Origin of the sequence: Pseudomonas veronii, assembly GCF_002028325.1 — a bacterium.
In the GTDB taxonomy this organism is placed as follows: Bacteria; Pseudomonadota; Gammaproteobacteria; order Pseudomonadales; family Pseudomonadaceae; genus Aquipseudomonas; species Aquipseudomonas veronii.
Genome location: NZ_CP018420.1, coordinates 2,283,812 through 2,310,320 on the forward strand (window position 1 = coordinate 2,283,812; position 26,509 = coordinate 2,310,320).

At 60.8% G+C, this 26,509-nt stretch carries 23 protein-coding genes and 2 pseudogenes; 16 read left to right on the plus strand and 9 right to left on the minus strand.

What is annotated here, in order from left to right:
* Positions 1–6 precede the first annotated feature (6 nt).
* From PverR02_RS10645 to PverR02_RS10660, 5 genes are all read right to left on the minus strand, one after another.
* On the minus strand, positions 7–813 hold the full coding sequence (locus PverR02_RS10645; protein WP_017846988.1) for a CheR family methyltransferase: 807 nt from the start codon (positions 811–813) through the stop codon (positions 7–9).
* A gap of 21 nt (positions 814–834) precedes the next feature.
* Positions 835–1,368: a chemotaxis protein CheW gene (locus tag PverR02_RS10650; RefSeq protein WP_017846989.1), complete on the minus strand. Its 534-nt coding sequence runs from the start codon at positions 1,366–1,368 to the stop codon at positions 835–837.
* Positions 1,369–1,410: 42 nt separating this feature from the next.
* Positions 1,411–3,066: a methyl-accepting chemotaxis protein gene (locus PverR02_RS10655; protein ID WP_079443280.1), complete on the minus strand. Its 1,656-nt coding sequence runs from the start codon at positions 3,064–3,066 to the stop codon at positions 1,411–1,413.
* Between the two features lie 260 nt (positions 3,067–3,326).
* Complete coding sequence (locus PverR02_RS31770; RefSeq protein ID WP_152031996.1) at positions 3,327–3,545, minus strand: hypothetical protein; 219 nt, start codon at positions 3,543–3,545, stop codon at positions 3,327–3,329.
* Positions 3,546–3,640: 95 nt separating this feature from the next.
* Positions 3,641–4,264 carry a hypothetical protein gene (locus tag PverR02_RS10660; protein ID WP_227778817.1) on the minus strand — a complete coding sequence of 208 codons (624 nt, stop codon included), beginning with the start codon at positions 4,262–4,264 and terminating at the stop codon, positions 3,641–3,643.
* A gap of 432 nt (positions 4,265–4,696) precedes the next feature.
* On the opposite strand from PverR02_RS10660, the gene PverR02_RS10665 reads away from it, so the two are divergent.
* From PverR02_RS10665 to PverR02_RS32530, 15 genes and pseudogenes are all read left to right on the plus strand, one after another.
* Positions 4,697–7,594 carry a PAS domain-containing sensor histidine kinase gene (locus PverR02_RS10665; protein WP_079443281.1) on the plus strand — a complete coding sequence of 966 codons (2,898 nt, stop codon included), beginning with the start codon at positions 4,697–4,699 and terminating at the stop codon, positions 7,592–7,594.
* Entirely contained in the window at positions 7,594–8,223 is a 630-nt protein-coding gene (locus PverR02_RS10670; protein WP_017846992.1) for a response regulator, read from the plus strand. The genes PverR02_RS10665 and PverR02_RS10670 overlap by 1 nt, the downstream gene beginning before the upstream one ends.
* Before the next feature lie 70 nt (positions 8,224–8,293).
* Complete coding sequence (locus PverR02_RS10675) at positions 8,294–9,571, plus strand: methyl-accepting chemotaxis protein (protein WP_372340280.1); 1,278 nt, start codon at positions 8,294–8,296, stop codon at positions 9,569–9,571.
* 13 nt (positions 9,572–9,584) lie between these two features.
* Positions 9,585–9,953 carry a response regulator gene (locus PverR02_RS10680; protein WP_017846994.1) on the plus strand — a complete coding sequence of 123 codons (369 nt, stop codon included), beginning with the start codon at positions 9,585–9,587 and terminating at the stop codon, positions 9,951–9,953.
* 33 nt (positions 9,954–9,986) lie between these two features.
* Entirely contained in the window at positions 9,987–10,304 is a 318-nt protein-coding gene (locus PverR02_RS10685) for an STAS domain-containing protein (protein WP_017846995.1), read from the plus strand.
* Positions 10,305–10,308: 4 nt separating this feature from the next.
* Complete coding sequence (locus PverR02_RS10690; protein ID WP_079443282.1) at positions 10,309–12,450, plus strand: chemotaxis protein CheA; 2,142 nt, start codon at positions 10,309–10,311, stop codon at positions 12,448–12,450.
* Positions 12,451–12,496: 46 nt separating this feature from the next.
* Positions 12,497–13,993, plus strand: a pseudogene (locus PverR02_RS33230) (MCP four helix bundle domain-containing protein); the annotation flags it as partial.
* 60 nt (positions 13,994–14,053) lie between these two features.
* Positions 14,054–14,893, plus strand: a pseudogene (locus PverR02_RS33235) (methyl-accepting chemotaxis protein); the annotation flags it as partial.
* A 3-nt stretch (positions 14,894–14,896) separates the two neighbouring features.
* Positions 14,897–15,409, plus strand: a complete 513-nt coding sequence (locus tag PverR02_RS10700; RefSeq protein WP_227778821.1) for a chemotaxis protein CheW — start codon at positions 14,897–14,899, stop codon at positions 15,407–15,409.
* Positions 15,410–15,464: 55 nt separating this feature from the next.
* A complete protein-coding gene (locus PverR02_RS10705) occupies positions 15,465–15,989 on the plus strand; it encodes a chemotaxis protein CheW (protein WP_026140027.1) in 525 nt (174 codons plus the stop codon).
* Between the two features lie 21 nt (positions 15,990–16,010).
* On the plus strand, positions 16,011–16,814 hold the full coding sequence (locus tag PverR02_RS10710) for a CheR family methyltransferase (RefSeq protein WP_017847000.1): 804 nt from the start codon (positions 16,011–16,013) through the stop codon (positions 16,812–16,814).
* Positions 16,807–17,328, plus strand: coding sequence for a chemotaxis protein CheD (locus PverR02_RS10715; protein WP_079443284.1), 522 nt, complete (start codon positions 16,807–16,809; stop codon positions 17,326–17,328). The genes PverR02_RS10710 and PverR02_RS10715 overlap by 8 nt, the downstream gene beginning before the upstream one ends.
* Positions 17,325–18,395, plus strand: coding sequence for a protein-glutamate methylesterase/protein-glutamine glutaminase (locus tag PverR02_RS10720; protein ID WP_046384049.1), 1,071 nt, complete (start codon positions 17,325–17,327; stop codon positions 18,393–18,395). The genes PverR02_RS10715 and PverR02_RS10720 overlap by 4 nt, the downstream gene beginning before the upstream one ends.
* Positions 18,396–18,766: 371 nt before the next feature.
* Positions 18,767–19,519, plus strand: a complete 753-nt coding sequence (locus tag PverR02_RS10725; RefSeq protein WP_079443285.1) for a hypothetical protein — start codon at positions 18,767–18,769, stop codon at positions 19,517–19,519.
* Positions 19,520–19,795: 276 nt separating this feature from the next.
* Positions 19,796–19,966, plus strand: coding sequence for a hypothetical protein (locus PverR02_RS32530; RefSeq protein WP_226926067.1), 171 nt, complete (start codon positions 19,796–19,798; stop codon positions 19,964–19,966).
* A 114-nt stretch (positions 19,967–20,080) separates the two neighbouring features.
* Here PverR02_RS32530 and PverR02_RS10735 read toward each other — a convergent pair whose 3' ends face one another.
* Positions 20,081–21,232 (minus strand): MFS transporter, encoded by a 1,152-nt coding sequence (locus PverR02_RS10735; RefSeq protein WP_079443287.1) that lies wholly within the window; start codon positions 21,230–21,232, stop codon positions 20,081–20,083.
* Between the two features lie 352 nt (positions 21,233–21,584).
* Between PverR02_RS10735 and PverR02_RS10740 the strand changes: the two genes are divergently transcribed.
* Positions 21,585–22,580, plus strand: a complete 996-nt coding sequence (locus PverR02_RS10740; RefSeq protein WP_079444998.1) for a diaminopimelate epimerase — start codon at positions 21,585–21,587, stop codon at positions 22,578–22,580.
* Between the two features lie 43 nt (positions 22,581–22,623).
* Here the strand turns inward: PverR02_RS10740 and codA are convergent, their stop codons facing one another.
* From codA to codB, 3 genes are read right to left on the minus strand one after another with little or no spacing between them, the layout of a single operon-like run.
* Entirely contained in the window at positions 22,624–23,859 is a 1,236-nt protein-coding gene (gene codA, locus PverR02_RS10745) for a cytosine deaminase (protein ID WP_079443288.1), read from the minus strand.
* Positions 23,860–23,886: 27 nt separating this feature from the next.
* Positions 23,887–25,092: a PucR family transcriptional regulator gene (locus tag PverR02_RS10750; RefSeq protein ID WP_046384045.1), complete on the minus strand. Its 1,206-nt coding sequence runs from the start codon at positions 25,090–25,092 to the stop codon at positions 23,887–23,889.
* A complete protein-coding gene (gene codB / locus PverR02_RS10755) occupies positions 25,089–26,357 on the minus strand; it encodes a cytosine permease (RefSeq protein ID WP_017847008.1) in 1,269 nt (422 codons plus the stop codon). Before codB ends, PverR02_RS10750 begins: the two co-directional genes overlap by 4 nt.
* Between the last annotated feature and the right edge of the window lie 152 nt (positions 26,358–26,509).

Here is a 26,509-nt window from a genome sequence, read left to right on the forward strand (position 1 = left end):
GGCGCCTCACGGTTTTTGATAAATCGAAGGCGCCACCAGCTTGAACGCATCGCTGACGCCGTTCAGGCTTTCCGAATGACTGATCATGAAATAGCCGCCACGTCGCAGGAATGGGAGCAGGCGACTGACCACTTTTCGCTTGGTCTCCTGATCAAAGTAAATCATCACGTTGCGCAGGAAAATCACATCGAATTCGCCCAGTTGGGGCAGGGTTTCGATCAGGTTGACTTGCACGAAACTGACCCGCTGGCGCAGGGATTTATCGATCAGGAAGGTGCCTTCCTGCTGGCCGATGCCCTTGAGGCAGTATCGACTGAGCAAGGACTGCGGCAGTCTGTTGGCGCGTTCCATCGGGTAATGCCCGTTCCGGGCCTTGGCCAGTACCTGGGTGCTGATGTCCGATCCGATGACCTCCCAGGGCGTGCTGCGCAGGGTTTCGGCAAGGGTCATGGCCAGGCTGTAAGGTTCTTCGCCCGAGGAGCTGGCCGCGCTCCACACCCTGAAGGTCTTGCCTGGTGACGCGAAGGGTAATACCCGTTCGCGCAGGAACTCGAAGTGCTTGGGTTCACGAAAGAAATACGTTTCGTTGGTGGTCAACAGGTCCAGGGCGAACTGCAGTTCGTCGGGGTTCTCCTTGCCCATTATCATTTTGAAATACGCGCCGTAGCTCTCCAGTTCATGGAACTGCAGGCGCTTGAACAGACGCCCGGCAACCAGGGCTTTTTTCATGGGTGACAAGTGGATGCCCGCTGCACCATAGAGCCAGGACTGGAACTGGGTGAATTCACGATCTTCAAGATTGATCTGTTTCAATCCGAACTCCTTGTTCGTGACTTACAGCTCCTGGAGGCTGGGGCTGTCACCGGCGTCCGCCAGTTGAGACATTTCATCCATCGACAACACCTTGTCCACCTGCAAGACGATGACGAACGTGCCGGCGACCTTGGCCATGCCGCTGATGAAGTCAGGGCGAATGCGCGCGCCAAAGCTGGGGGCCGGCTTGATCTCGTCCGCCGGAATTTCCAGTACCTCTGACACACTGTCCACCAGAAGCCCGATATCCTGGGCCTGGTGGTCCTCGCTGCTGGCTTCGAGGATCACCACACAGCTGCGTCGAGAGACCTTCGTGCAGGGCTGCCCGAACCGTGCCTTGAGGTCCAGCACCGGCACCACGGCACCTCGCAGGTTAAGCACGCCGCGCACGAAGTCGGGCATCATCGGCACCGGAGTCACGTGTCCGTACTCGATGATTTCCTTGATGCCCTGGATATCGATGGCGAACATTTCGCCGCCCAGCAGGAGCGTCAGGTACTGCGCCTCCTGCTTTTGAATCGCCGTCGGCTGTCGGGTATCGGTTAACGCGCCCATGTCGCTCTCCTGCATGAAAAAAGCACCGCGTCCGGTTTGCGCTCAGAACCGCGTGAACTCGCTTTCGTCGGGGCCTGCGCTCTTGAGGAAGGTTTTCTGCGGGACCGCTCGCGGTGCCCGCGCCACCGCACGCGATACGCTGCTTGCCTGGCTGGATTTGCCCAGTGTGACGTTCGATGCCTGATCGCTTGCGTCCAGCCTGAAAAAACTCATGGCCTGCTGCAACTGTTCGGCCTGGGTACTCATTTCTTCGGCGGTGGAAGCGAGCTCTTCGCTGCTGGAGGCATTTTGCTGAGTGACCTGGTTGAGTTGGTTCATCGCCGAATTGATCTGCGCCACGCCGGCTGCCTGTTCTTCGGAGGCGGCCGTGATTTCCTGGACCAGATCGGAGGTCTTGTTGATCGACGGCAGCATCTCGCCAAGCAGATGGCCGGCCCGTTCGGCCATTTCGACACTGCTGGTGGATAGCTCGCCTATTTCCAGAGCCGCCACCTGGCTGCGCTCCGCCAGTTTGCGCACTTCGGCCGCCACCACCGCGAAGCCCTTGCCATGTTCGCCGGCTCGCGCCGCTTCGATGGCGGCGTTCAAGGCCAGCAAGTTGGTCTGGTAAGCAATGTCATCGATGATGCTGATGCGTTGCGCGATTTTTTTCATCGCCTGCACCGTCTGCTGAACAGAGTCGCCGCCGTCTCCTGCTTCCTTGGCCGCCTTGCTGGCCATGCCGTCGGTTATCTTGGCGTTCTCGGTGTTCTGGTTAATGCTGGCACTCATTTGTTCGATGGACGCACTGGTTTCTTCGACGCTTGCGGCTTGTTGGCTGGTGGTCTGGCTGATGGCCTGGGCGGTAGCGCTGACTTCCTCCGACGCGCTGGCCAGACCGTCGGCGGCATTGCGCACCTCACCGATAATCTGCGAAAGCTTGCCAATCATTGCCTGCATCGCCGTGAGCACACGCCCGGTTTCGTCCTTGGAACCACCTTCGATCTTCACGGCCAGGTTACCTTCGGCCAGTTGGCTGGCCACATCCACGGCCCTTTTCAGCGGGGTGGAAATGATGCGTGAAATAAACAACGCCAGCGCGATACCCACCAGCAAAGCCACGAGTACCGCGGCGATGATGGACAGTCGCGCATTGGCGTAGATTTCGTTACCGCGTTGATTGGCTGCCGTGGCTCCGGCGTCGTTGAGGTCGATGAGTTTTACCAGGTCGCTGGAGATCTGTTCGAAGTCCCGTTTCGAATCCCCTTTGAGAATGACACTGGTCTGTTCCTTCAAACCCTGCCGCGACTCGGCCAACAGGTTCTTGCTGGTGTTGAGGTAGCTGTTCCAGCTGGTCTTGAGCGTATCGAACAACGCCTGTTCCGCCGGGCTTGAGATCAGCTCTTTTTCATAGCGCGCCATGCGGGTCTCGACTTCCTTGCGGGCATCGACGATCTCCTGTTCATATTGCGCCTGTTCCGTCGGGCTGTCGGCCATCAGATAGCGCAGTTCCTTGACCCGATAGTTGGCGACAAAAAAACGAATGCCGGAGACAACCCGCACCGAAGGCAACCAGTTGTCGCGCATCTCAGCGGCAGTTTCGTTAACCAGGCCCAACTGGATGATGGCGAACACGCCCGTCATGGCCGTCAGCACCAACACCAGCAAGAACGAAGTGATGAGCTTGGTAGCTATCCTTAAATCGTAGAACCATTTCATTGAAAGGCCTCTCCATGTGCGGTGCGGTTGGCTGAATTGCCGGGTTTGCTATCGTTCGAGGAATAAACAGCGGTTTGCCCAGGCGTTTGCTGGGCGCGTTGTCTGGTTGTCGGTGCGCCAGCCGCTCAATAGCAGGGCGCACGCGCCACAGGCAGCGGCTACGAGCGATAAGTGGAAAAAAGTGCGAGCCTGAGGAAGCGGCTGCAAGTTGCCGTATGACGACATAGGTTCCTCCCTGAATCAGTAAATAGCGATCCTTCTCACATCAGCCTATCGGCTCGGGCCAAGATCAACTTGAGCGCAGAACAGGTCAGTCGTCGGTCAGCGGTAAAATAATTCGGTTTTACCGGGGCGGTAAGTAAGGGCTGTAATAAAAAACGGCCCGGCAGCGGTGATTTATATAATCGGTAGACGACTGACGCAGGCGTGGCGTTATATAAATAGCGCGCAATCGCCGCGTGCGAGTCCTTCAACGTCATGATTGCCTCCTAGTTTCTTTGTCCTATCCAGGTTTCTAAGGCCTTGGAACTCATAGGTTTTTCTATCAAGTAACGCTGCAGAACTTCTTGGTTTTCTACACCTTCTGCAACGACTCGGTAGCCGATATTTTGAAGTTATGCAGAATACGCTCGCAAATTTGCTCAGGGCCCGGCTCATTCATTGAGAATGAAGCCGAATCGCGTCGGACTGATTTTATAAAGCAAGCAATTATTGGGTAGCAGTTTTGTAGGCGCGACGTTATCGTCAGGATCAAGTCTTGTGCAAAGATATAACCCGGTGCCTTGACTATATCGTTGAGGACTTTCGGCGTAATGACGTCGACTGCGTCAATCTCGCATGCGCTGTTTACCCGGACCGTTTGATGTATATCTTCCTCAAACCTCAATCGATTAAACAACCCGGTGGGTTGGTCTACGAAGTTACGAGCGCGCATGTTGCGGATACGCATCATGACCCGTTCAGCGAAGTCATTGAGCATGCCTCTGTCCAATTCGCTCATGGGCGCGCGCGTGACAGTGTCAATAATGCAGAGCTCATCGACGATTGAGGCCCGCGTGACCGGCGCGTTGAAGTACGCCGAGGTGATTGCGGCGATTTTGTCGAAGACTTCGTCGGAGTCGCTGCCCGCGGGGCAAAATTTGGCGACCTCTTTTAGCCTTTCAGCTTCATTCGACGGAATAGGAGCGCCTTCGCCCATGATGACCCTCGCAATTGCTTGGTTCTACCTACAAGGTATCAGGTGATGATGTCATTATGATATCATTTTTTCGTTCGCTGCAACGCTCAACGGTCTGCGCCTCGGCGGTGCGGGTGAGCACAGACAAGAGGTGATGCAAAACCCGCGACGGCCCACGAGTATTGACTTGGATCAGCTCCTGTAGCGCCTTCTCTTCTATCGTGCTGCAACTCTTCGAAGCCTGATATTGGGCTACAGTTCGAGCAAAGGATTGAGTCGTGGGTCTGAAGGCGCTTTAACGCGAGATAGACAAGTTGGCGGTGAGGGGCCGTGCTCTCGTAAAAACGTCAATGTTCAGTCGTTTCCGATTTCCAGCGCTGCGTAGAAGGTTGCTAGGCGTTTTACCTGCCTTGCAAATATCGTTAAGTCCGTTCAACGACCGAGGGCACAGGGATGATGGCTCGCGACGCACAGGCAGTGGCTGACGACGATACGTTGCGAACCCTCGAGAGTGTGCTCGGCTGTCTGTCCATTGCGGTTGTGGCGCTGGACCGCGCCGCTCGGGTTGTCGCCGGCAATCCCGCGTTCGCCCATCTGCAAGTTCAAAACGGTGTTTCTCCGGCAGCGGGCGGCGAGTTCGTCGCCCTCCTGCGGCCCGAAGACCATGGGCTGTTTTATGCGGCGCTGGAAACGGCCGCAGGGAACACGCGGGCTGGTTTCGCGGCGTTGAGCAGAGGGGCGTGCGGGCTGGACTTCTCCCTGACGTTGTGGCGCGATGCGTATTTTATTGTCGAGGTCGTTGCCCGCCAGGGCGCGTCGGCCCCGCCATCCGAAACCGAAAGCTACGCGCAGATCCCGCTCAGGTCGATTTTCGATTCCTCCGGTACCGGCCTGGCGCTGGTGTCGCTGGACGGTCGTTGGCTACGGGCCAATGGCGTCATCTGCAGGTTGCTTGGGTATAGCGAAGCGCAGTTGCAAACCACCACATTCATGGCACTGACCCACCCCGAGGACCGCGAGGTCGGCAAGCAGTTGATCGACGAACTCAAGCGCGGTGCAAGGTCGGGCGCGACGTTGCATAAACGCTATATCCATCGCGACGGGCGGGTGGTGTGGGCGCGGTTGACCGTGGGAATGGTGCGGGACGATCAGGGGCAGCCGCTCTGCTTTGTGTCCCAACTGGAGGACATCACCGAGAACTGGCAGCTGCGCGAAACGCTGGTGGGCAGCGAACTCAAATTTCTCACCCTCGCGGAAAGTTCACCCAACATCATCGTGCGCTACAACCGCAACCTGTTGCGCACTTACGTCAACCCGGCCTTTTTGCGCTTGACCGGCATGTCTTATGACGAGTCGATAGGCGTGAGCCCCGACGAGGACGCGGGTGACTATATCAACCAGCTGCGCCATGTCGTTGCGACGGGCGAAACCGCGCAATTCCTCGACAGTTGGACCTTCGCGGACAGTACCGAGTTGGTCAGTTGTGCGGTCAGCCTGACGGCCGAGCGCAGCCCGACAGGCGAGGTGATCGGCGTGTTGGCGCTGGCCCACGACATTACCGAGTTGTGCAAACAACAGGTCCTGGAAGACGCGCGCTTGGGGATTTTCGAAAAAATGGCGACGGGCGCGCCCCTGGAAGAAACGCTCGGGCTCCTGGTGGACTATCTGCAATTGGCCTTGCCCCATCGGTCCTGCCGGGTGCAGCTGGTAGCGCCGCTCGGCACCGGCGCGGTGATGAATACGGCGTCTGCCGTAGGCTGGTCCGAGCCGATCGTGGACAAACAAGGCCACGTGCTCGGCACTTTCGAGTTGTCCCAGGCGTCCGGCACCGGGCCGGATGAGAGCGACATCCTGCGCGTGCGCCAGACCTGTCATATTGCGGCGATCGCGATCGAACGCTGGCAGTCAGAGTCGTTGCTCCGCGAGCGCGAGCGTCGTTACCGTGACATTTTCGACCATACCCTGGACATGCTTTGCCTGCTGGAAATGACGGCGGTCGGTTGCCTGCGTTGTGTCGAGGTCAACCCGGCGTTGTTGCGCGCGCTGGGCAAACCGCATGCCGACGTTATCGGTGAGCCGCTGGAGTTGATCTTTGGTCGGTTGGGCGCGCAAAAAATCCAGGCGCTCTGTGAGCAATGCACAAGCGCCGGGCGGGTGGTTGAGTCGGATGAGGGCATGGTGCTTCGCAACGAAGTCCGTCAACTGCACTTTACGCTGGTGCCGGTGGCGGATTCAGGGCGTGTGGCGGCGCGGATATTGGTGATCAGCCGCGACATTACCCTGTTGATCAGGGCCCGGCAGAAAGAACTCGGACGCCAGCACGACATCAGCGCACTGGTCGAAAACAGCCCGGACGCTATCGCTCGGTTGAGTGCTCATGGCGAAGTGCTCTACGTCAATGCGCAGTTGCGAAGATGGGTGGGCGGGGCCTGGCCGGAACTGATGGGCATGCCCATGGACGCGGTGGCGCCGCTGAACCACCAGTCTCAGCTGTTTCGCGAATTGGTGGCCCAAGTGATTCAGGAAAATAAAGCGACGGAGCAGGAGTTTCTGCTCTCGGGGTTGAAGAGCGCACCCAAAGTGGTGCTGATCCACTTTGTTCCAGAGGTCGACGGCCAGCGGGTCGTGAGTGTGCTGGCGGTGGGGCGCGATATTTCCAGGCTGCGGGCTGCCGAGCGGCGCCTGGCCAACTCCAATGCACAATTGCGCGATCTGTCGACCCGTCGCGAAACGGCGCGGGAAGAGGAGCGCAAACTGATCGCCAGGGAGATCCATGATGAGCTGGGCCAGCACTTGACGGCACTGCGTATGGGGATATCACTGTTGAGGTTTCAATTCGGCGCCTCGACACCCGAGCTGACCCCGCAGGTCGAGCGGCTGATGGTGCTGACCGACAAGACGATCCAGGTCGTGCGTGATGTCTCCACCAGCCTGCGACCGTCCGCGTTAAACCTGGGGCTGGTTTCCGGTCTTGAGTGGCTGACCACCGAGTTCGTCACCTTGACCCGGGTTCCCTGTGTGTTACACCTGCCGTCGATTCCCCTGACGCTCCCCGATACCCACGTCACCGCCGCGTTTCGCATCGTGCAGGAGTCGTTGACCAATATCGCGCGTTACGCCGAAGCGACACAGGTCAGCGTCACCCTGAGCCCGCAGGAAACCAACTGGCTGCTGGAGGTCCAGGATAACGGCAAGGGGTTTGACCCCGACGCCGTCACCCGGCAGACCCTGGGGCTGGCCGGGATGCGTGAGCGTGGCCTGATGTTGGGCGGCAAAGTGATTGTTTTCAGCCATCCCGGACAGGGCACAACAGTCCAGGCATTCATTCCGATGCACAAGGATACGTATTAATGATTCGCATGCTGATCGCCGATGACCACACCATCATGCGCGAAGGGCTCAAGCAGTTGTTCATGCTGGTCGCCGATGTCCAGGTGGTGGCCGAAGCCGAGAGTGGCACGCAAGTGATCGAGCTGTTGCGCCAGGTCGAGATCGACCTGCTGCTGCTCGATATGAACATGCCGGGTATCAGCGGCGAAATCCTGATCGCCCGCCTGCATACCCAGTACCCGGAGCTGCCGATCCTGGTGTTGAGCATGCATAACGAAATCCACATTGCGCAACGCGCACTGCGCGCCGGTGCGCTCGGCTACCTCACCAAGGACCGCGACCCCGAGACCCTGTTGGTTGCCATGCGACGAGTGGCCAGCGGCCAACGTTACCTGGACCCGGCGCTGGCAGAGCAGATTGCCCTGCAAAGCAGTGGCCTGAAGCAACAGACCTACGTTGAAAGCCTGTCCGATCGCGAGTTTCAGATTCTGCGCTTGCTGGCTCATGGCATGAGCGTCAACCAGATCGCCGAACAGTTGGTCATCAGCAACAAGACGGTCAGCACCCACAAGACCCGGCTCATGGAAAAGATGGGGTTCGGCTCTACGGCGGACATTGTGCGCTTCGCCATGACCTTGGGTATTTCGTGAGCAAGCCCCTTGTGTAGGGATTTTCCTACCTTGGTTGCCGGTATCCCTACCCTGGAATAGGGATGGTCCGATGGCCGTGGTGCCATTATTGGGCCAGTATCCCTCTCAAGCAATCGAACTGCCGATCAACCGGCGACGAGATGCTTCGATTGGGAGACAGACCGTGAGCGAACAGACCACACCCCCCTCGGCTGCTTTGATAGTGTTTCCGGTCGCCTTGGCCGGTCTGCTCGGAGGCCTTGCGGTTGCCTACAGCAATGACTTCAGCGCATGGGCTGTGGCGGCAGGGGGCGCGTTGTTGGTGCTGTGCGTTGGCTTGGGCCTTTGGGCAAACAGATGCTTCCAGGCGCATTGCAACAGCCTGCAACGCCAGCTCGATCAGCCGCCCGAGGTCTCGGCGACATTGGCCGTCGATAACGGCCTGTCAGACGTGTGCCTCAGCGTGCTTCCCGTTTGGTCCAGGCAGATCGAAGCCGCGCGCGTGATCAGCGAAACGTCCATCCTCAAGCTCAGCGAACGCTTTGGCACGCTGTCATCGAACATCAGCCACAGCGTGGCCAGCAACGGCGGGCAAGATGCTTCCCAGCAATTGGTCGACTTGCTGGAAGTCGGCCAGCGCGACCTCAATTCCATCGTGCTGGCCCTGCGCTCCGCGCTCTCCAATAAAGAGAGCGAACTCAAAGAAGTCCTGCAGCTCTCCGGCTTCACCGAACAACTTCAGCAGATGGCCAAGTTTGTCGGTGACATCGCCAGTCAAACCAACCTGCTTGCCCTCAACGCCGCCATCGAGGCCGCGCGCGCCGGTGAGGCGGGGCGAGGTTTTGCGGTGGTCGCCGATGAAGTGCGCAAGCTGTCGAGTATGTCCGGCGAGACCGGGCGCAAGATCAGTGAAACCGTGAATACCGTCAACGCGGCCATTGCCCGCACGGTGCAAATGTCCCGCCACCACGCTGAACAAGACACCTTGACCCTCGCGGATTCGGAGCGTGTGGTCTCGCAGGTCATCGAACATTTTCGCGGTACCGCCCAGACCCTCGTGCGCAACAGCCATGACCTGCAACAGCAGAGCGCCAACGTTGCCGACGAGATTGCCCAGGTGCTGGTCGCCTTGCAGTTCCAGGACCGCGTCAGCCAGATGTTGACGCTGATTACCCGCGACCTGGACAAGCTCCAGCAGCAGTTGGACGAGCGCCAGGCATCGAGCCTGAGCGGGCATACCCTCAGCCCGATGGTCAGTGATCGTTGGCTGCAAGAGCTTTCAACGGCCTACACCATGCCGGAGCAACACGCTATCCATGGCGGTAACACGCACGCCAAGTCCGATGACAGCGAAATCACCTTTTTCTAGAGGAGCTTTTCCGATGAGCAAAACCATTCTGATCGTCGACGACTCTGCCTCCATCCGGCAGGTGGTCAGCATCACTCTCAAAGGCGCGGGTTATGACGTGATCGAAGGCTGTGATGGCAAAGATGCGCTGAGCAAACTGGACGGACGCAAAATCCACCTGATTGTCAGCGACGTGAACATGCCCAACATGGACGGCTTCAGCTTCGTCAAGGCGGCCAAGCTATTGCCGGCCTACAAGTTCACGCCGGTCATCATGCTGACCACCGAGGCCAGTGATGCGATGAAGCAGCAAGGCCAGGCCTCCGGTGCCAAGGCGTGGATGGTCAAGCCCTTTCAGCCGGCGCAAATGCTCACTGCCGTCTCCAAGTTGATCCTGCCATAGCAATGACCAGCGACCGCTGGCCAGGAGGTTTCCATGAAAAGCACCGTACCGATGCTACGTCGAATCCAGGTCATGGAAGGCCCCCTGACGATCTACACCGCCACTGAACAAAAAGACCTGTTGTTGTCGTTGTTTCCGCTGGCGCATGAGGTTGAGTTGGACTTGTCCAATGTCGACGAACTGGACAGCGCCGGTCTGCAACTGTTGATCCTCATCAAACGCGAGTCGCTCAAGGACGGAACGCAGCTGTTGCTGAGCAACCCGAGCGCGACCGTAATCGAAGCAATACGGCTCAGCGGTCTTGACGACTACTTCGCCAATCCGCTTTTCGCCCAGTCGCTTGGAGCATGATCGTATGGCCCAGCCCATGAACATGGATGACGTGCTGCAGACTTTCATTGCCGAGAGTCGCGAGCTCCTGCTGCAAATGGAAGACGCACTGCTGCAGATCGAGAGGTCGCCGCAGGACCTCGACACCATCAACGGCTTGTTCCGCGTGGCCCACACCATCAAAGGCTCGGCCGGCTTGTTTGGCTTGATGCCCATCGTTGAGTTCACCCATGTCGCCGAAAGCGTCCTGGACCGGGTCCGCAGCCTGGAAGTGCGCGTCGACGAGGCATTGAGTGCGTTGTTTCTCGATGCCCGTGACCATATCGGCCAGTTGATCGACCTGCTGGCCGAGGATGGCAACCTTGACCGATTGGACGAACCGCTGCGGGTCCAGGGCCAATGCCTGGGCGAGCGGCTCGCGCAGTACCTGGAAGGCTCGGTGCCGAGTGCTTCGCCCGCTCCAGCCACGTTGCCGGCGGACGAGCCGGGCGCAAGTCCCGGCCACTGGCACTTGTCCCTGCGCTTTGGTCCGGATGTATTGCGCAACGGCATGGACCCGCTGGCGTTCCTGCGTTACCTGAGCACGTTGGGGCAGTTGCTGCATACCGTCACACTGTGCGAGGGGTTGCCGCCGTTTGCGTCGATGGACCCGGAAACCAACTACCTGGGCTTTGAACTCGCGCTGCTCAGCGATGCCTCGCGGGAGGTCATCGACGGGGCCTTTGATTTTGTGCGCGATGACGCGCTCGTCCAGATCCTTGCACCGCAAGCCTCTGTCCAAGCCTGTCGCGCGCATCTCGACGGATTGCCGGAAGACAATGCCGTGCTGCTTGAGCTGCTGGTGCGTTGCGGCACATTGACGGAGTCCCAGGCCCTGCTCGTCACCCAGGAGGGTGAGCATGCTCCAGTCGAGATGCGCGGCGAGCTGGACGCACCCCCCGATTCAGTCGCGCCGTTGATCAAGGCCGGCAAGGGCGCGGCGAGCAACGAAGGCAACCTGATCCGCGTCGATGCCGCCAAGCTGGACCAACTGATCAACCTGGTTGGCGAGCTGATCATCGCCGGCGCCGGAGCCAACCTGGTGGCAGTGCGTAGCGGAATTGGCGAGATGATCGAAGCCACCAGCCTGTTATCGCGCTTGGTGGAAGAGGTGCGTGACTCGGCACTGACCCTGCGCATGGTGCAGATCGGCGCGACATTCACGCGCTTCCAGCGGGTGGTGCGCGACGTCTCCAAGGAACTGGGCAAGGACATCGTGCTGCAGATCGGCGGTGGCGAGACCGAGTTGGACAAGACCGTCGTCGAACGTATCGGCGACCCGTTGACGCACTTGGTGCGCAACGCCATGGACCATGGCATCGAGGCCGTGTCGACGCGCCTTCAACGGGGCAAGCCGGCCCAGGGCACGGTACGCCTGAATGCCTACCACGAGTCCGGCAGTATCGTGATCGAAGTGTCGGACGACGGCGGTGGCCTGGCCAAGGACAAAATCCTGACCAAGGCCCGCGAGCGTGGCCTGGTGGGGGACGGCCAGCTACCGGCGGATAAAGACATCCTGAACTTGATTTTCGAGCCGGGCTTCTCCACCGCCGACCAGGTCAGCAACCTGTCCGGCCGCGGGGTGGGCATGGATGTGGTCAAGCGCAATATCACCGCGTTGCGCGGCAGCGTGAGCCTCGAGAGCGAAGAAGGGCAGGGCACAACGGTACGGATTCGTCTGCCGCTGACCCTGGCCATCATCGACGGTTTTCTGATCGGGGTGGGCAAGGCTTCTTATGTCATCCCGCTGAACATGGTGGAGGAGTGCATCGAGCTGGCGCCTGGACAGGGCGCAGACACCGGTTACCTGGACCTGCGTGGAGATGTGCTGCCGATCCTGCGCCTGCGGGACATGTTCGATGTGCAAGAACCTCGAGGCAGTCGAGAAAACGTGGTCGTCGTGCAATACGCCGGCCTGCGTGCTGGCTTGGTGGTCGATCGCTTGCAGGGGGAGTTTCAAACCGTGATCAAGCCATTGGGCAAAGTGTTTGGTGAGGCCCATGGGCTCGGCGGGTTCACCATCCTTGGCAGTGGAGCCGTCGCCCTGATTCTGGATATACCCAATTTGTTAGGACACGTTGCCAAGGACGCCACCCACCGTTCGATCCCAAGTCCGTTATCGACTTAATGAGCGTCATCAGGAGTTCCTCGCCATGACCGTTATCAGAAATATCATGCTGTTGGTTTTCACCGCAGTGCTCGGCGTTGTCGTGTTGGGTGGTACCAGCCTTTACCTGGCCGGTGAAATCAATACGAGCGCCAGTTATGCCAACGTCAATACCGTGCCCAGCTTGCTGGAAATCGACCGTGCGGCGGCTGCGTTCACCGACCTTCACACCCTGGAATGGCAACGTCTGAACGATTCCGAAAAAAACTTCGTGTCCAGCTATACGCAGAACGTGGCACAGAACTTCAGTGTGATTGGCAAAGCCCTGGATCACTATGAGGCCGCATTGGTCTCCGACGACCATGACGCAGCACTGTTGAAGCAGTTACGTGGCCGCTTGGGTGAATTCGCGACCCTGCAGGCGCATTTCGACAAGTTCATCGACGACGGTGATCAAGCCTCGGCCCGCGCATTGATCGAGGCCAGCCAGCCATTGCAGAGTGCGGTGCTGACGACGATCGGTGAGCTGCGCGAATACAACCTGGAACTGGGGCGCAAGGGCCAATTGGTTGCCACCGCCACTGAGAAGAATGCCCGCTCCCTCATCCTGCTGGTCAGCGCGCTGACATTTTTAGCCACCGCGTTGGTGGGCGCACTTCTGGGGCGCAACCTGATGCGCCAACTCGGCGGCGAACCGGTGGCCGTGCGCGCTTTCGCCGCTCGCTTGTCAGCGGGGGAGCTGGATGCCAAAGCCACGCTCAAGCCCGGTGACACCACGAGCTTGATGGCGTCCATGCAACAACTGGGCGCGAGCCTGCATGGGCTGGTCGCGGAGATAAACCGCATGTCCAGTGAACACGACAAGGGCGACATCGATGCACAGATCGATGCTGGCCGCTTTCATGGCAGTTACCGCTCCATGGCCCAGGGCATCAACGAGATGGTCAACGGCCATATCAGCGTGAAGAAAAAAGCCATGGCCTGCATCCGCGCCTTTGGTGAAGGTGATCTGTCGGCGTCGCTGGAAAAATTCCCGGGCAAAAAAGCCTTTATCAATGAAAACATCGAGCTGCTGCGCAGCAATGTGCTGGCGTTGATCCATGAGATGCAGCACATGTCCAGCGAGCATGAAAAAGGCGACATTGACGTCATGATCGACGTCGATCGCTTCTCGGGTTCGTACCGCGATATCGGTCAGGGCATCAATCAGATGGTCAGTGGCCATATCAGCGTGAAGAAAAAAGCCATGGCCTGTATCCGCGCGTTTGGCGAAGGCAATCTGTCAGCACCGCTTGAGCAATTCCCCGGCAAAAAAGCCTTTATCAACGAGAACATCGAGCAACTGCGGGCCAATATCCTGGCGCTCGTCGAAGACACCAGCCAGATCAGCGACAGCGCGCTGATCGGCAAACTCGATACCCGGCCTGACGCCGCTCGGCATCAAGGTGATTTCCGCCGCATCATCCTGGGGATCAACGGTTCGCTGGATGCGATCATCGTGCCGATTACTGAAGCCATGGATGTCTTGTCGGCGATGTCCAATGGCGACCTGACCCGGACCATCAACGGCGACTATCAAGGCAAGTTCCTGGAACTGAAAAACTCGGTCAACGGCACCGTGGAAAAACTCTCGGAAATCATCGGCGAAGTGCGCGGCTCAGCCGATTCGCTGTCCAGTGCTTCCGAGGAGATCTCCGCCACTGCGCAAAGCATGGCGCAGTCGGCGTCCGAACAGGCCGCGTCGGTGGAGCAGACCTCGGCATCGATGGAGCAGATGTCGGCGTCCATTGCTCAAAATACCGAAAATGCCAAGGTGACCGACGGCATGGCGGGTAAAGCCAACAAGGAAGCCTCGGAAGGCGGTCGCGCCGTGAAGGACACGGTGGCGGCGATGAAGACCATCGCTGAGAAAATCGGCATCGTCGACTCCATCGCTTACCAGACCAACCTGTTGGCGCTCAACGCGGCGATCGAAGCGGCGCGTGCCGGCGAGCACGGCAAAGGCTTCGCGGTGGTGGCGGCCGAAGTGCGCAAACTGGCCGAGCGCAGCCAGATCGCGGCGCAGGAAATCAGTGAAGTGGCCAAGAACAGCGTGGCCTTGGCGGAACGGGCGGGCAACCTGCTTGACGAGATTGTGCCCTCGATCGCCAAGACCTCTGACCTGGTGCAGGAAATCGCGGCCGCCTCGGAAGAACAATCCATCGGCTCCGAGCAAATCAACAGCGCGATGTCGCAGATGAGCCAATTGACCCAGCAAAACGCTTCGGCCTCCGAAGAGCTGGCGGCGACGGCTGAGGAAATGAGCGGCCAGGCCGAGCAGTTGCAGGAACTCATGGGCTTTTTCAGCGTACAGAGCAAGCGCGCCGGGCGGACCGCCTCGATGCCCGTGATCAATCGCGCGGCATCCACGTTCGACCAGGATAGCCGTGCGGTGGAGAGCGGTTTCGTCCGCTTCGGGAGCTGACCCATGAGCGCCACAGCCGTTATGCCGAGCACTTTGGAGTCAGCGCCGCAGGTCGATGAGCCCTTGCAGTACCTGACCTTCTTGGCTGACCAGCAGATGTATGCGGTCAATACACTGAACGTTCGCGAAATCATCGAATACAACCAGGTGACCACGGTGCCGATGATGCCGACATTCCTGCGCGGGGTGATCAACCTGCGCGGTTCAGTGGTGCCGTTAGTGGACCTCAAGGCGCGGTTTGGCAAGGGTGTGACGGTGCTGGGCAGCCGAACGTGCATCGTCATTCTTGAAGCGGCGAAGGAGGGCGAGTCCCAGGTGCTGGGGGTGGTGGTGGACTCGGTCAGCGAAGTGATCGAGATCCTCGATATCGATATCAAGCCCGCGCCGGCCTTTGGTAACCCGATCCGTACCGACTTCATCCGGGGGATGACCAAGGTGCGAGGTGCGTTTGTCACGCTGCTGCAAATCGAGCAGGTGTTGTGTGTCGATGAGATGGCCGGCTTGATGCGAGCTTGACGTATACGACCGCGCCTCCCGGCGCGGCCGCAAAGTAATCGATGCGAGGTGAGTCATGGCGTTATCCATCGCAAGTCCAGGTAAAGCCACGGTCTCGAGCCCTAGCCAATACCTCACCTTCGAGTTGGGGGATGAGATGTTCGCCGTCGGCACGCTCAACGTGCGAGAGATCATCGAATACGGACCGATCACCAGCGTGCCGTTGTTACCGCCCAGCATCCGCGGCGTGATCAATCTGCGCGGCGCGGCGGTTCCGGTGCTGGACCTGGGCGTGCGCTTTCGCGGCGAGCGCACGGTGCAGACCTCGAGGACCTGCTTTGTGATCCTTGAGGTACAGGCCAATGCCGGGGGCAAGCCGGTGGGCATCATTGTGGATGCGGTCAGCGAGGTCCTTGAAATCGCCGATCAGGATATCGAACCGTCCTTGAATTTCGGGACCGATGTCAGAGCGGACTTCCTGTTGGGCATCGGCAAATTGGAGAGCGGTTTTGTGTTGTTGCTGGATATCGGTCGCGTGTTGTCCCTGGAACAGGTCGATGTGCTGGCAACCCTTGATCCCTTGCTGCCTTCAACTGCCTGATTGTTTTTTGGGAGTGTCCTCATGAACGTGATTCTCTCCGATGCGGAGTTCCTGCAGTTTCGCACTCTCATTCATCAAATCGCCGGCATCAGCCTGTCGGATGCCAAAAAACAGTTGGTGAGCGCTCGGCTCGCCAAGCGCCTGCAAGTGTTCAAGCTCAATACCTACGGCGCGTACTACAAAGTGTTGATGAAGGACGCGACGGAACTACAAGTGGCGGTCGATATGCTGACCACCAACGAAACCTACTTCTTCCGCGAGCCCAAGCATTTTGATTTCCTGCGCGATGTCGCACTGCCCGAACTGCGTGGCAGCGGGCCTTTGCGTGTATGGAGCGGCGCCTGCTCGAGCGGTGAAGAGCCCTACACCCTGGCCATGGTCCTGGCGGACAGCCTCGGCGGCCGGCCCTGGGAAATCGTCGCATCGGATATCAGCAGCCGGGTACTGGAAACGGCCCGCCAGGGGCGCTACCCCCTCGAAGGCACGCGCGGCATTCCCCAAGCGTTGCTCAACAAATATTGCCTCAAGGGCGTCGGCGCCAACCACGGTTGCTTCATGGTCGAACCGGCGCTGGCGTCGAGGATCGATTTCCAGGCCATCAACTTGAACAATCCGTTGCCGAAGCTTGGAATGTTTGACGTGATCTTCCTGCGCAACGTGATGATCTATTTTGACAGCGAGACCAAAGTGCAAGTGGTCAAGCGCCTGGTCAGCCACCTCAAGCCCGGCGGCTATTTCCTGGTCAGCCATTCGGAAAGTCTCAATGGCGTGACCGATGAACTGCGACTGGTCAAGCCTTCGATCTATCGGAGGCCGCATGCCTGACACCCCACCGTCCCGCGAGGTGTACCTGAATCCCGGCGAGTGGTTTTTCGGTTCGGGCGCCATTCGGCTGCGCACCGTGCTGGGCTCATGCGTTGCATTGGTGGTCTGGCATCCGCGGCGCTTGTTGGGCGGCATGTGCCACTACCTGTTGCCCCGGCGCGCAGTGAAGAGATCGGCTGCACTGGATGGTCGCTACGGCGATGAGGCGCTCCAATTGCTGCTCGGCCGAATGCACGCGATCAAGGTGCCGCCGACGGAGTTCAGAATCAGCGTGTATGGCGGCGGGGATATGTTTCCGGGGCTGGCGCGTTCGGACAATCACTACGTTGGCCAGCGCAATGTCGAGCAAGCCAGGCACCTGCTCGATTCGCATCAGTTGCGGTGTTACAACTTTCATGTGGAAGGCGTGGGTTATCGAACCGTGGTGTTCGATCTGGCCAATGGCAACATCGAACTCAACTACCTGGCCCTGCATTGGCCACTCAGCAGCCCTCATGGAGAGCGTGCGATATGAGCCTTATCAAAGTACTGATCATTGACGACTCCGCGGTGGTTCGCCAGGTGCTGACGGCGACCCTTGGGCAAGACCCGGCCATTGAAGTGATCGGCGCGGCGGCGGACCCGGTGTTCGCCATGGACAAGATGAACAAGCAATGGCCGGACGTCATCGTGTTGGACGTCGAGATGCCGCGGATGGATGGCATTACGTTCCTCAAGAAACTGATGGCCGAACATCCGACGCCAGTGGTCATCTGCTCCACGCTGACCGAGAAGGGCGCGGCCACCACCATGCAAGCGCTGGCGGCCGGTGCGGTGAGTATCGTGACCAAGCCGCAACTCAATTTGCGTCAGTTCCTGACCGACAGTTCCGATGAATTGGCCGGTGCCGTCAAGGCCGCAGCCCGTGCCAACATGAAACGCATGGTGCCGTCCAGCGAGCGAGCCCCGGTCAAGCTGACTGCCGACGTCATACTGCCGGCGAGCACGCATGCCATGGCGCGCACCACCGAAAACATCGTCGCCATTGGTACGTCCACCGGCGGCACGCAAGCCCTGGAGCTGGTGCTGACTGCCTTGCCCAGGGTGTGCCCGGGAATCGTGATCGTGCAGCACATGCCGGAACACTTCACCGCGGCATTTGCCGAGCGGCTCAACCGCCTGTGCGAGATCGAAGTCAGGGAGGCGAAAAATGGCGACCGCGTCATTCCCGGTTGTGCGTTGATTGCTCCCGGCGGCAGGCACATGTTGCTCAAGCGCAGCGGCGCCCAATACCTGGTTGAAATCGTTGACGGGCCCCCTGTCAGCCGGCACCGCCCTTCGGTGGACGTGCTGTTTCGTTCGGTCGCCCGCAGCGCAGGCGGCAACGCGCTGGGCATCATCATGACGGGCATGGGGGACGATGGCGCTCGCGGGTTGAAGGAGATGCACGACAACGGCGCGCTGACGCTGGGCCAGAATGAAGAGTCGTGCGTGGTGTACGGCATGCCTAAGGAGGCCTTCAAGCTCGGTGCGGTGGAGCGCGAGTTGCCGCTCGAACAAATTCCAGCCGCGATTCTGCAGTCCATGCACCTGCGCCGCTGACGGTTGATGCTGGTGAACCGAGGTTTTTTGCGCGCCTGGGTCGGGTTGGGCGGCGAGGGGGCTGGCTGCGCCGAAACGGCTTGGGAAGGTGATGAGTTCCGTATCTCAGCAGATGCTCTTCCTACCTGGGCGCTGGAAACTTTCAGCGCGATCAGGAACCGACTCCCACAGTTCTGCCACACAGGATAAGCCTGCTTCCGCTGGTTTGCTTGACGATTTGTCGATCGTCGGGGCGCCTGGAGCGCTGAGGCAAGGCGTCTGATCAAACCGAACTGGAGAACTAAATGTCGGCATCAGTATTCATGCAGTCTGTCGCTCACTCCTCTGATGACAAGTCTTTCAGAGACCCCATGTCCATTGCCGAGCGGTCTATGAGCTCATCGGCCAGCCAGAGCCTGTTCTGGGATTCGTATCACTTCGGCTCAGCATTCGGCAGCACGTCGTCGCGCCCGTACTTCGGCCACGGTCATTATCACTCGGGGCCGCCGCAACGTCCGCTGCCCGATAATGTGCGCCCGAACCCCGGCCCACCGCCGCGCCCAACCCCCGAACGGCCGGACCCGCATTACTCCAAGCAAAGCAATCAGCAACTGGCCCAGGCGCTGCTGAGCAATTACGGCGCGTTCAGGGAAGGGCATTTTTCGCGGCAAGTCACCCTCGAAAGCCTGAAAAAAATGGCCGAGCGACCGTTGACCGGCAACCCGCAGATGGACGCCAATATCCGCCTGGCGAAGGAACTGCTGCGGCGTCCCGAGCTGGTACGCGCGCTCGATCGAAACATGAGCACCGGTGCTTCGGATGGCCGCTTGTCCAGGGACGACATTATGAGCGTCATCGGTTCCGATAACCCCTTTAAACTCAAAGACGACAAACAGCTGATCAAGGAAATGCTCGGCCATTTCCAACAGTTGAAGGGCAACGGTCGGGGCGACAGCATCAAGCTCGACAAGCTCAAAGAGTTTGCGGCGCAAGCGTTGACGGGCAACCCCTTCACTGACCATCTCATCCAATTGACCAAGGAAGTCATGGCCCGTTCGATTCTGCAGGGGCGGATGGACAATGTTGACGAGTGGCAGCGCGACGGCAAGATTTCGCGACGCGAACTGCTGAAACTGCTGCGTTAACTCGGGCACAGCCGAATGCCGCGTCACTCGCGGCATAGGTTGGTAAGCGTAGTGAGCAGGAAGCACCACTTCAGTCAGGGAGGAAGGGTTTTACCACGAAGAGATTGCCATCGGCCGTTGAATGGCTGCCGGTGTCTTCACCTACCGAATCAGGTCTGGACTATGAATTCGACATCCTTTGAATCTCAGCCCTCCCAGTACACGGTTGCGAGCCTGGCGATGCCTGCACGGGAAGCAGGCCTCCCAAGCACATCCCGTTCGCAGGCACTCAACCTCATGTCTTCGCCGAAGTTCAGCTTCAGGGCGCCCACCGCCGAAGACTTCGATAAAGGTTCTCGAACATTCACGGAGGAACCGTTGTCCAGCCCTGTGTTTTCCACGCTCGCCGGGTTATGGCACAAGTTGTCTTGCCGTCTGGCCAATGACACCGAGCGGCATCTGGGCTAACCACTGAACCGTTCTGCCAGGCACAGCGCTGCGGACGGGAAACGATAAGGCAGGGAAGAAACGATCAGGCGTACATGAGCTACTTGAAGGATTCAGGCCGCTCATGTCCTTTGCTCATACCCGCAGTATTTTGCCGCTGACCGCCACCGCTGCGAGCAATCCCCCGATCAACAGGAAGGCAGTCGCCAGGCTGCTGCCATGGGCAATGAAACCGATCACCGCGGGCCCCGCGAGAATGCCGGCATAGCCGAGGGTGGTGATGGCCGGCACGGCGATGTGTTCCGGCATGACGGTCTGCTTGCCGACAGCGGTGTAGAGCACCGGGACGATATTTGAGCATCCGGCGCCGACCAGCGCATAGCCCAGCAGGGACATGGCCCAGGCCGGTGACAGGGTCGCGAGGAAGATCCCGGCCGCCGCCAGCGCCCCGCCGGTGACGATCACCCGGGCAGCCCCCAGTCGACGGACAATTCTGTCGCCGGTCAGGCGCCCGGCAGTCATGGTCAGGGCAAAGGCCGCATAACCCAGGCCGGCGTAGGCTTCATCCAGGCCGCGTTCGGCGCTGAGGAACACCGCGCTCCAGTCGAGCACGGCGCCTTCGGCCAAAAACACGATGAAACACAAGCCGCCGATAAACAGCACCACGCCGTGGGGAATGGCAAACGGCGGCCCGGCCTTTTCACTGCCGTAGGGCAACCAGTGGGGGGCGGCCTTGAACAGCGCCAGCGCCATGATGATGATCACCACCAGGGTCGCCTGCAGCGGCGAAAACCCCAGCCCCAGCAACCCGGAGACCCCCGCTGCGCCGACGATGCCGCCCAGGCTGAACAACCCGTGGAAGCCCGACATCATGGTTTTGCCGCTGGCGCGCTCGACGATCACCGCTTGCAGGTTGACCGTGGAGTCGACCGTACCCAGGCCCGCGCCGAACAGGAACAGACCGGCCATCAGCAACGGGATCGAACTGACCGTGGCGAGCATGGGCAACGCCAGGCAGATCAGGACCGTCCCGGCGCTCAGTACGCGCCGGCAACCATAGCGCGAGGCCAGTGCGCCGGCCACCGGCATGGCGATGATCGAGCCGCCCCCCAGACACAGCAGCAACAGGCCCAGGGTGCCCTCGTTGAGTTCGGCGCGGGCCTTGGCATACGGCACCAACGGCGCCCAGGCGGCGATGCCGAAGCCGGCGATGAAGAAGGCGATGCGCGTCGACATTTGCTCCAGCCGCCCGGGAACCACGGGCGCTGGGGTGGGGATGGCAGTCATGGAGAATCCTTGGTTTTGCGTTCAACGAACGATGTCCGGCGCGACATCCTTACACATCAAGCCTGATCGAGCGAGCCAGGTTCACGCGGCGTTCGTGCTGGCGACGGGTTTTATTTTTTCCAGCACGGAACGCTCTGGACACTGGCTGCCACCTAGAGGACATCGACGTGTAGGAGGTGGTCTGGAAGGTGCGTAATCCTCGTGAGAATTGCTGAACCCCAGGCTTCCTGCGGCGGATGACGCACCTTCCAGACCACTTCCCACGCGCCGACCGTTCTGTAATACGCTGCTGCTTCTGTGTGCAGACGATTGGACGGACGAAGCGATGAAGGACTTTCAGCCAGGCGACCCCATGACCCGGTTCTACGATGCCCGCGGCAATATCTATGGGGTGGTCAGCCCGGCCTGTTTGCGTCGCCACGGGGTCGAGGTGCCCGACACTGCGGCCCTCGCGGCGAGCCGGCGCGACGCTTGGGCACTGCCGGCCATTGCCGCCGAATGTGGCTGGGGGCCTTCGCCGCGTCCGGCTGGCGCCAAGGCGCACCGTTGTGATGGGTTGTTGGTCGGGCCGTTCCAGGCGGCGCCGCCGTTCGACCTGTTGATCGTCAACACTGACGGCTCCCTTGCGGAGCGCAGTGGCAATGGCCTGACCATCTTTGCCCAGGCGCTGAGCGATCAGGGCTTGATGACGCAGGGCTGCGAGCTGCGGGTGCATCACGATAAACAGGATGCGAAGTCGCCGCTGGCCACCTATGTCGAACCGGCACTGCACGAGCAGGTGCGTGGGTTCTGGCTGGCGTTGGGGCAGCCGGCGTTCGGCCCGCTGGCGGTCGGCGCGGACCTGCCTGGCGCCGAAGAAGGGGCGTTCAGTCATGTGCCCGCGCTGGCGGCGATCAACCCGGCATGGACGCGCAGCCAGTTTGTGCGGGTGGGCAACCCCCATTGCGTGACGTTGGTGCACCAGGCCGCTGCGCTGCCGGACAATCTGCCGATGCACCAGAGCGCACTGTTCGAGCCCTTGCAGGCGATTGCATTTGCGCCACCTGCCGGGCGTGGCCAGCCCTGTGTGGCCGGGGTCAACTTGCAATGGGCTGCCCAGGCGTCCGGCAATCGAGTGCTTGCGCGGGTGTTCGAGCGGGGAGAGGGGCCGACGGCGTCCTCCGGGACCAGCGCCTGTGCCGTGGCGTGCGCCGCGTGGCGCGCCGGTTGGGTCGCGGGCGGGGAGGTCGCGGTGGTGATGCCGGGCGGTACGGTGCCGGTTCGGTTGCAGATTCAGGATGCGACAGTGCTGAGCGTCAGCCTGTTCGGGGCTGCGCGGCCGCAGCTCGATGCGGGGCCGCGCGGCTGATCGCGTCGAGTCGTATCAGCGGCTGCTCATTGAACCCCGCGTGCTACAAAAACGTCACCTGCGCCGGCTGGCGCTTCATCAACACCTTACCGTTGCGGATCGAGTACAGCGCCAGGCCCTGGCTGCGAATCACCTCGTAGTCGCTGTCGGCCGAGAGGATCAACAGGTTGGCCGGCCGGCCGGGTTCCAGCCCATAGCGATCGCCGAGGGCCATGGCCTTGGCGCTGTTGTCCGTGACCAGGTCCAGGGCGTTTTGCAGGTTGCGGTAGCCGAGCATGTGGCAGATGTGCAACCCGGCTTCGAGCACCCGCAGGATGTTGCCGTTGCCCAGGGGGTACCAGGGATCGACGATGGAGTCCTGGCCGAAGCACACGTTCATGCCGGCTTCCAGCAGTTCGTTGACGCGGGTGACGCCGCGCCGTTTCGGGAAACTGTCGAAGCGCCCTTGCAGGTGAATGCTTTCGGTGGGGCAGGAGACGAAGCTGATACCCGAATGCCCGAGCAGGCGGAACAGTTTGGCGCAGTAGGCGTTGTCGTAGGAGCCCATGGCCGTGGTGTGGCTGGCGGTGACGCGGGCGCCCATGCCGCGGCTGCGCGCTTCTTCGGCGAGCACTTCGAGGAAACGCGAGTGCGGGTCGTCGGTTTCGTCGCAATGCACGTCGACCAGGCAGCCGCTGCGTTCGGCCAGGTCCATCAGGAACTTCACCGAACTCACGCCCTGGTCGCGGGTGTATTCAAAGTGGGGGATGCCGCCGATCACGTCGGCGCCCAGGCGGACGGCTTCTTCCATCAGCTCGCGGCCGTTGCGGTACGACTCGATGCCCTCCTGGGGAAAGGCGACGATTTGCAGGTCGATCAGGTGCGCAGTGTCCTCGCGCACTTCGAGCATGGCTTTGAGCGCGGTGAGGTCCGGGTCGGTGACGTCGACGTGGGTACGCACATGCTGGATACCGTGGGCGGCGAGGGCCTGGATGGTTTTCCTGGCGCGGGCCTTGGTGTCTTCGTGGGTGATGGTGGCTTTGCGTTCGCCCCAGCACTCGATCCCTTCGAACAGGGTGCCGCTCATGTTCCAGCGCGGCTCGCCGGCGGTGAGGGTGGCGTCGAGGTGGATGTGCGGTTCGACGAAGGGCGGTATCACCAGGTTGCCGGCCGCGTCGAGGTCGTCGGGCCCCGCCGTGGGGGCTGTGGTTTGCGGCGTGATGCTGGCGATCCGGCCGTGTTCCAGGTGCAGATCATGCAGGCCTTCACGGTTGCGCAGGCGGGCGTTGATGATGTGCATGGGCAAGTTCCTCTTGGCTAAAAACAATCAGGCAGACAGCCGCCAGATCATCAGCGCGATGCCGATGTCCAGGCGGTCATACGAATTATCCAGCCTCAGCCCGCACAGGGCTTCGATGCGCTGGACGCGGTGCGTCAGGGTATTGCGGTGGACGGCCAGGCGCTGCGCGGCGGCCACAAGGTTACCATTCTCGTGGAACCAGGCTTCGAGGGTCGGCAGCAGGCTTGGGCCATGGTGCAGGTCGTGGCGCAGCAACGGGCCCAGGCGGTCATTGAGAAACTGGTCGAGCAGCGCACGATCGCGCACGCCGCTGAGCAGCTTCAATACGCCGAGTTCGTCATACACGCAGAGCCCGGCGCGTTCGCTGAAGCGCCGCGCGGCGGCCAACGCCTGGCGCGCTTCATCCTGCGCCTGGGCCAGGCGCGCCGGCGGGTGGGCGGCGGCGCTCAGGCCGATGAACAGTTTCAGCGGCGCCAGACGCAGGTTCAGCGGCTTCAACCAATTGGCCAGTTGCTCCCGGTTAGCCAGCGCCGCGACGGCATCGGCGGCCGGCAGCAGCAACGTCCATTGGCCGGCGCGCCCGAGTACCGGTACCGCGGCCGACAACTGCCGCAAGCGCCGGGTAATGCTGTCGTGTTGCCGCGCCAACTGCGCTTCCATCTGCGCGGCCTCACCCTGGGCAAATAACGCGTCGCTGCCCTCCAACTGCAACTGCACGATTTGCCAATGGCCGGCCAGGGGCATGCCCAACTGGGCGGCGCGGTGCAGCAGCAGATCCAACGATTGATAGTCACCGGCCAGCAACCGCTCCAGCACATCGTGCCGCGAGCGGCCCAATTGCTCCGACTGGATCAACGCCGAACCGATCGCCTGGGTCACCAGCACCATTTTCAGTGAGTAAGGCTGTTCGATCAGCGGCATGTCGGCGGCTTCGGCGGCGTCCAGCAAGCGCTGGGGAATCGCCTGGATATAGGCCGGCCCGGTGAGAATCACCAACCCGGCCACCTGACGCAGGCAGGCTTCCTCCAGCAGTTGCAGCAAATTCGCTTCGTCCCGTGGGTGATTGATACCGGTGACGAACACCAGTTCGCCACCCAGCACCCACTCGGCGATGCCGCTGTTCTCTGCGACATACGGCCAGCGCACGGCATTCTCCAGGCCCGCCGCCCCGGCGCGCAGGCACAGGGAATCCAGCCCTGGCAGGGCGAGCACATCGGCAATGGTCAGGCTCATGCCTGTGCGTCAGCCAACGGTGCCCGCACACGCAGTACGGCGCTGAGTAACATGTAGGTCAGCGACGCGGCCACGATCCCCACCAACGGCGCCACCCAGGGCGAATTGAACGCCAGTACGGTGCCCACGGCGTAGGCGGTCAGCCCCGGCCAGTTGAACGCCGGCAGGCGCGCATCGGCCAGGCGCGGATAGCGGCCGCGGTAGCGATAGAAAAAGTCCGCCATGATCACCCCGCCAATCGGTGGAATCACCGTGCCCAGCAGGATCAGGTACGGCACCAGCATGTCGTACATGCCGAGCAGCGCCAGCAGCGTGCCGATCACCGCACCTGCCAGGGTCACCGTCTTGCGGCGGCGGGTGCGCAGCAGGTTGCAACCGGCCACGGCGAAGTTGTAGATGGTGTTGTCCTGGGTGCTCCAGATATTGAGCAGCAACATCGCCATCGCGGCCGTGGCAAAGCCTTGCAGCAGCAACACCTCCACCACGTCGGGCTGTTGATAGACGATGGCGCCATAAGCCCCGATCAGCACCATCAAGCCATTGCCGACAAAAAAACCGATCAGGCTGGCGAGCACCGCGACCTTGGCCGAGCGCGAAAAGCGCGTCCAGTTGGTGGCCTGGGTCGCGCCGCTGACAAAGGTGCCGAACACCAGGGTGATCGCCGTCGACAAGTCCAGTTCCGACGTCGGCACCACCGCCAGCAAGCCTTGCAGCCCGCCGACTTTCACCGTGGCGACCCACATCGACAGGCACAACAGAATGCCCATGGCCGGCACCGCGATGTAGGACAGAATCTCCAACCCGCGATAGCCCACGTAGGCCGTGGCGCAGAACAGCAGGCCAAACAGCACCATCAGCACCAGCACGCTGCCCTGGCTCAGCTCGAAATATTTGCCCAGCACCACGGCGGCGGTGGCGGTGCCCCAGGCGTACCAGCCGATCTGGGTGAAACCGAGGATCAAATCACTGAGCTTGCTGCCGACTTCGCCAAAACAGAAGCGCCCCATCAGCACCGAGTTCAGGCCGCTCTTGAACGCGATGTAACCCAAGCCTGCGGCATAAATGCCCAACAGCAGGTTACCCAAGGCCACGACGCCGAGCATGTCGACGAAACTGAACGCCACGCCCAGCTTGCCGCCGGCAAACATGGTCGCGGTGAAAAAGGTGAAGCCCAGCAGCACCATGGCGGTGGACGCCAGGCCCTTGCGTGCGTGCATCGGGACTTCGCTGAGGGGGTAATCGTTGCCCGGTTCTTGCTGCGTCATGTGCCTTGCTCCCTGAATGAGTGACGCAGGCCTATTGCACCGCGCGTGCCAATTGAGCAGCAGTGACGGGCGCACGGTGGGTGTTGTGCAGTATGCACAGGATTTATCGCCAGACAGGCGCGGAACGCGGGCGGGAGTGGTCGCGGTGCCCA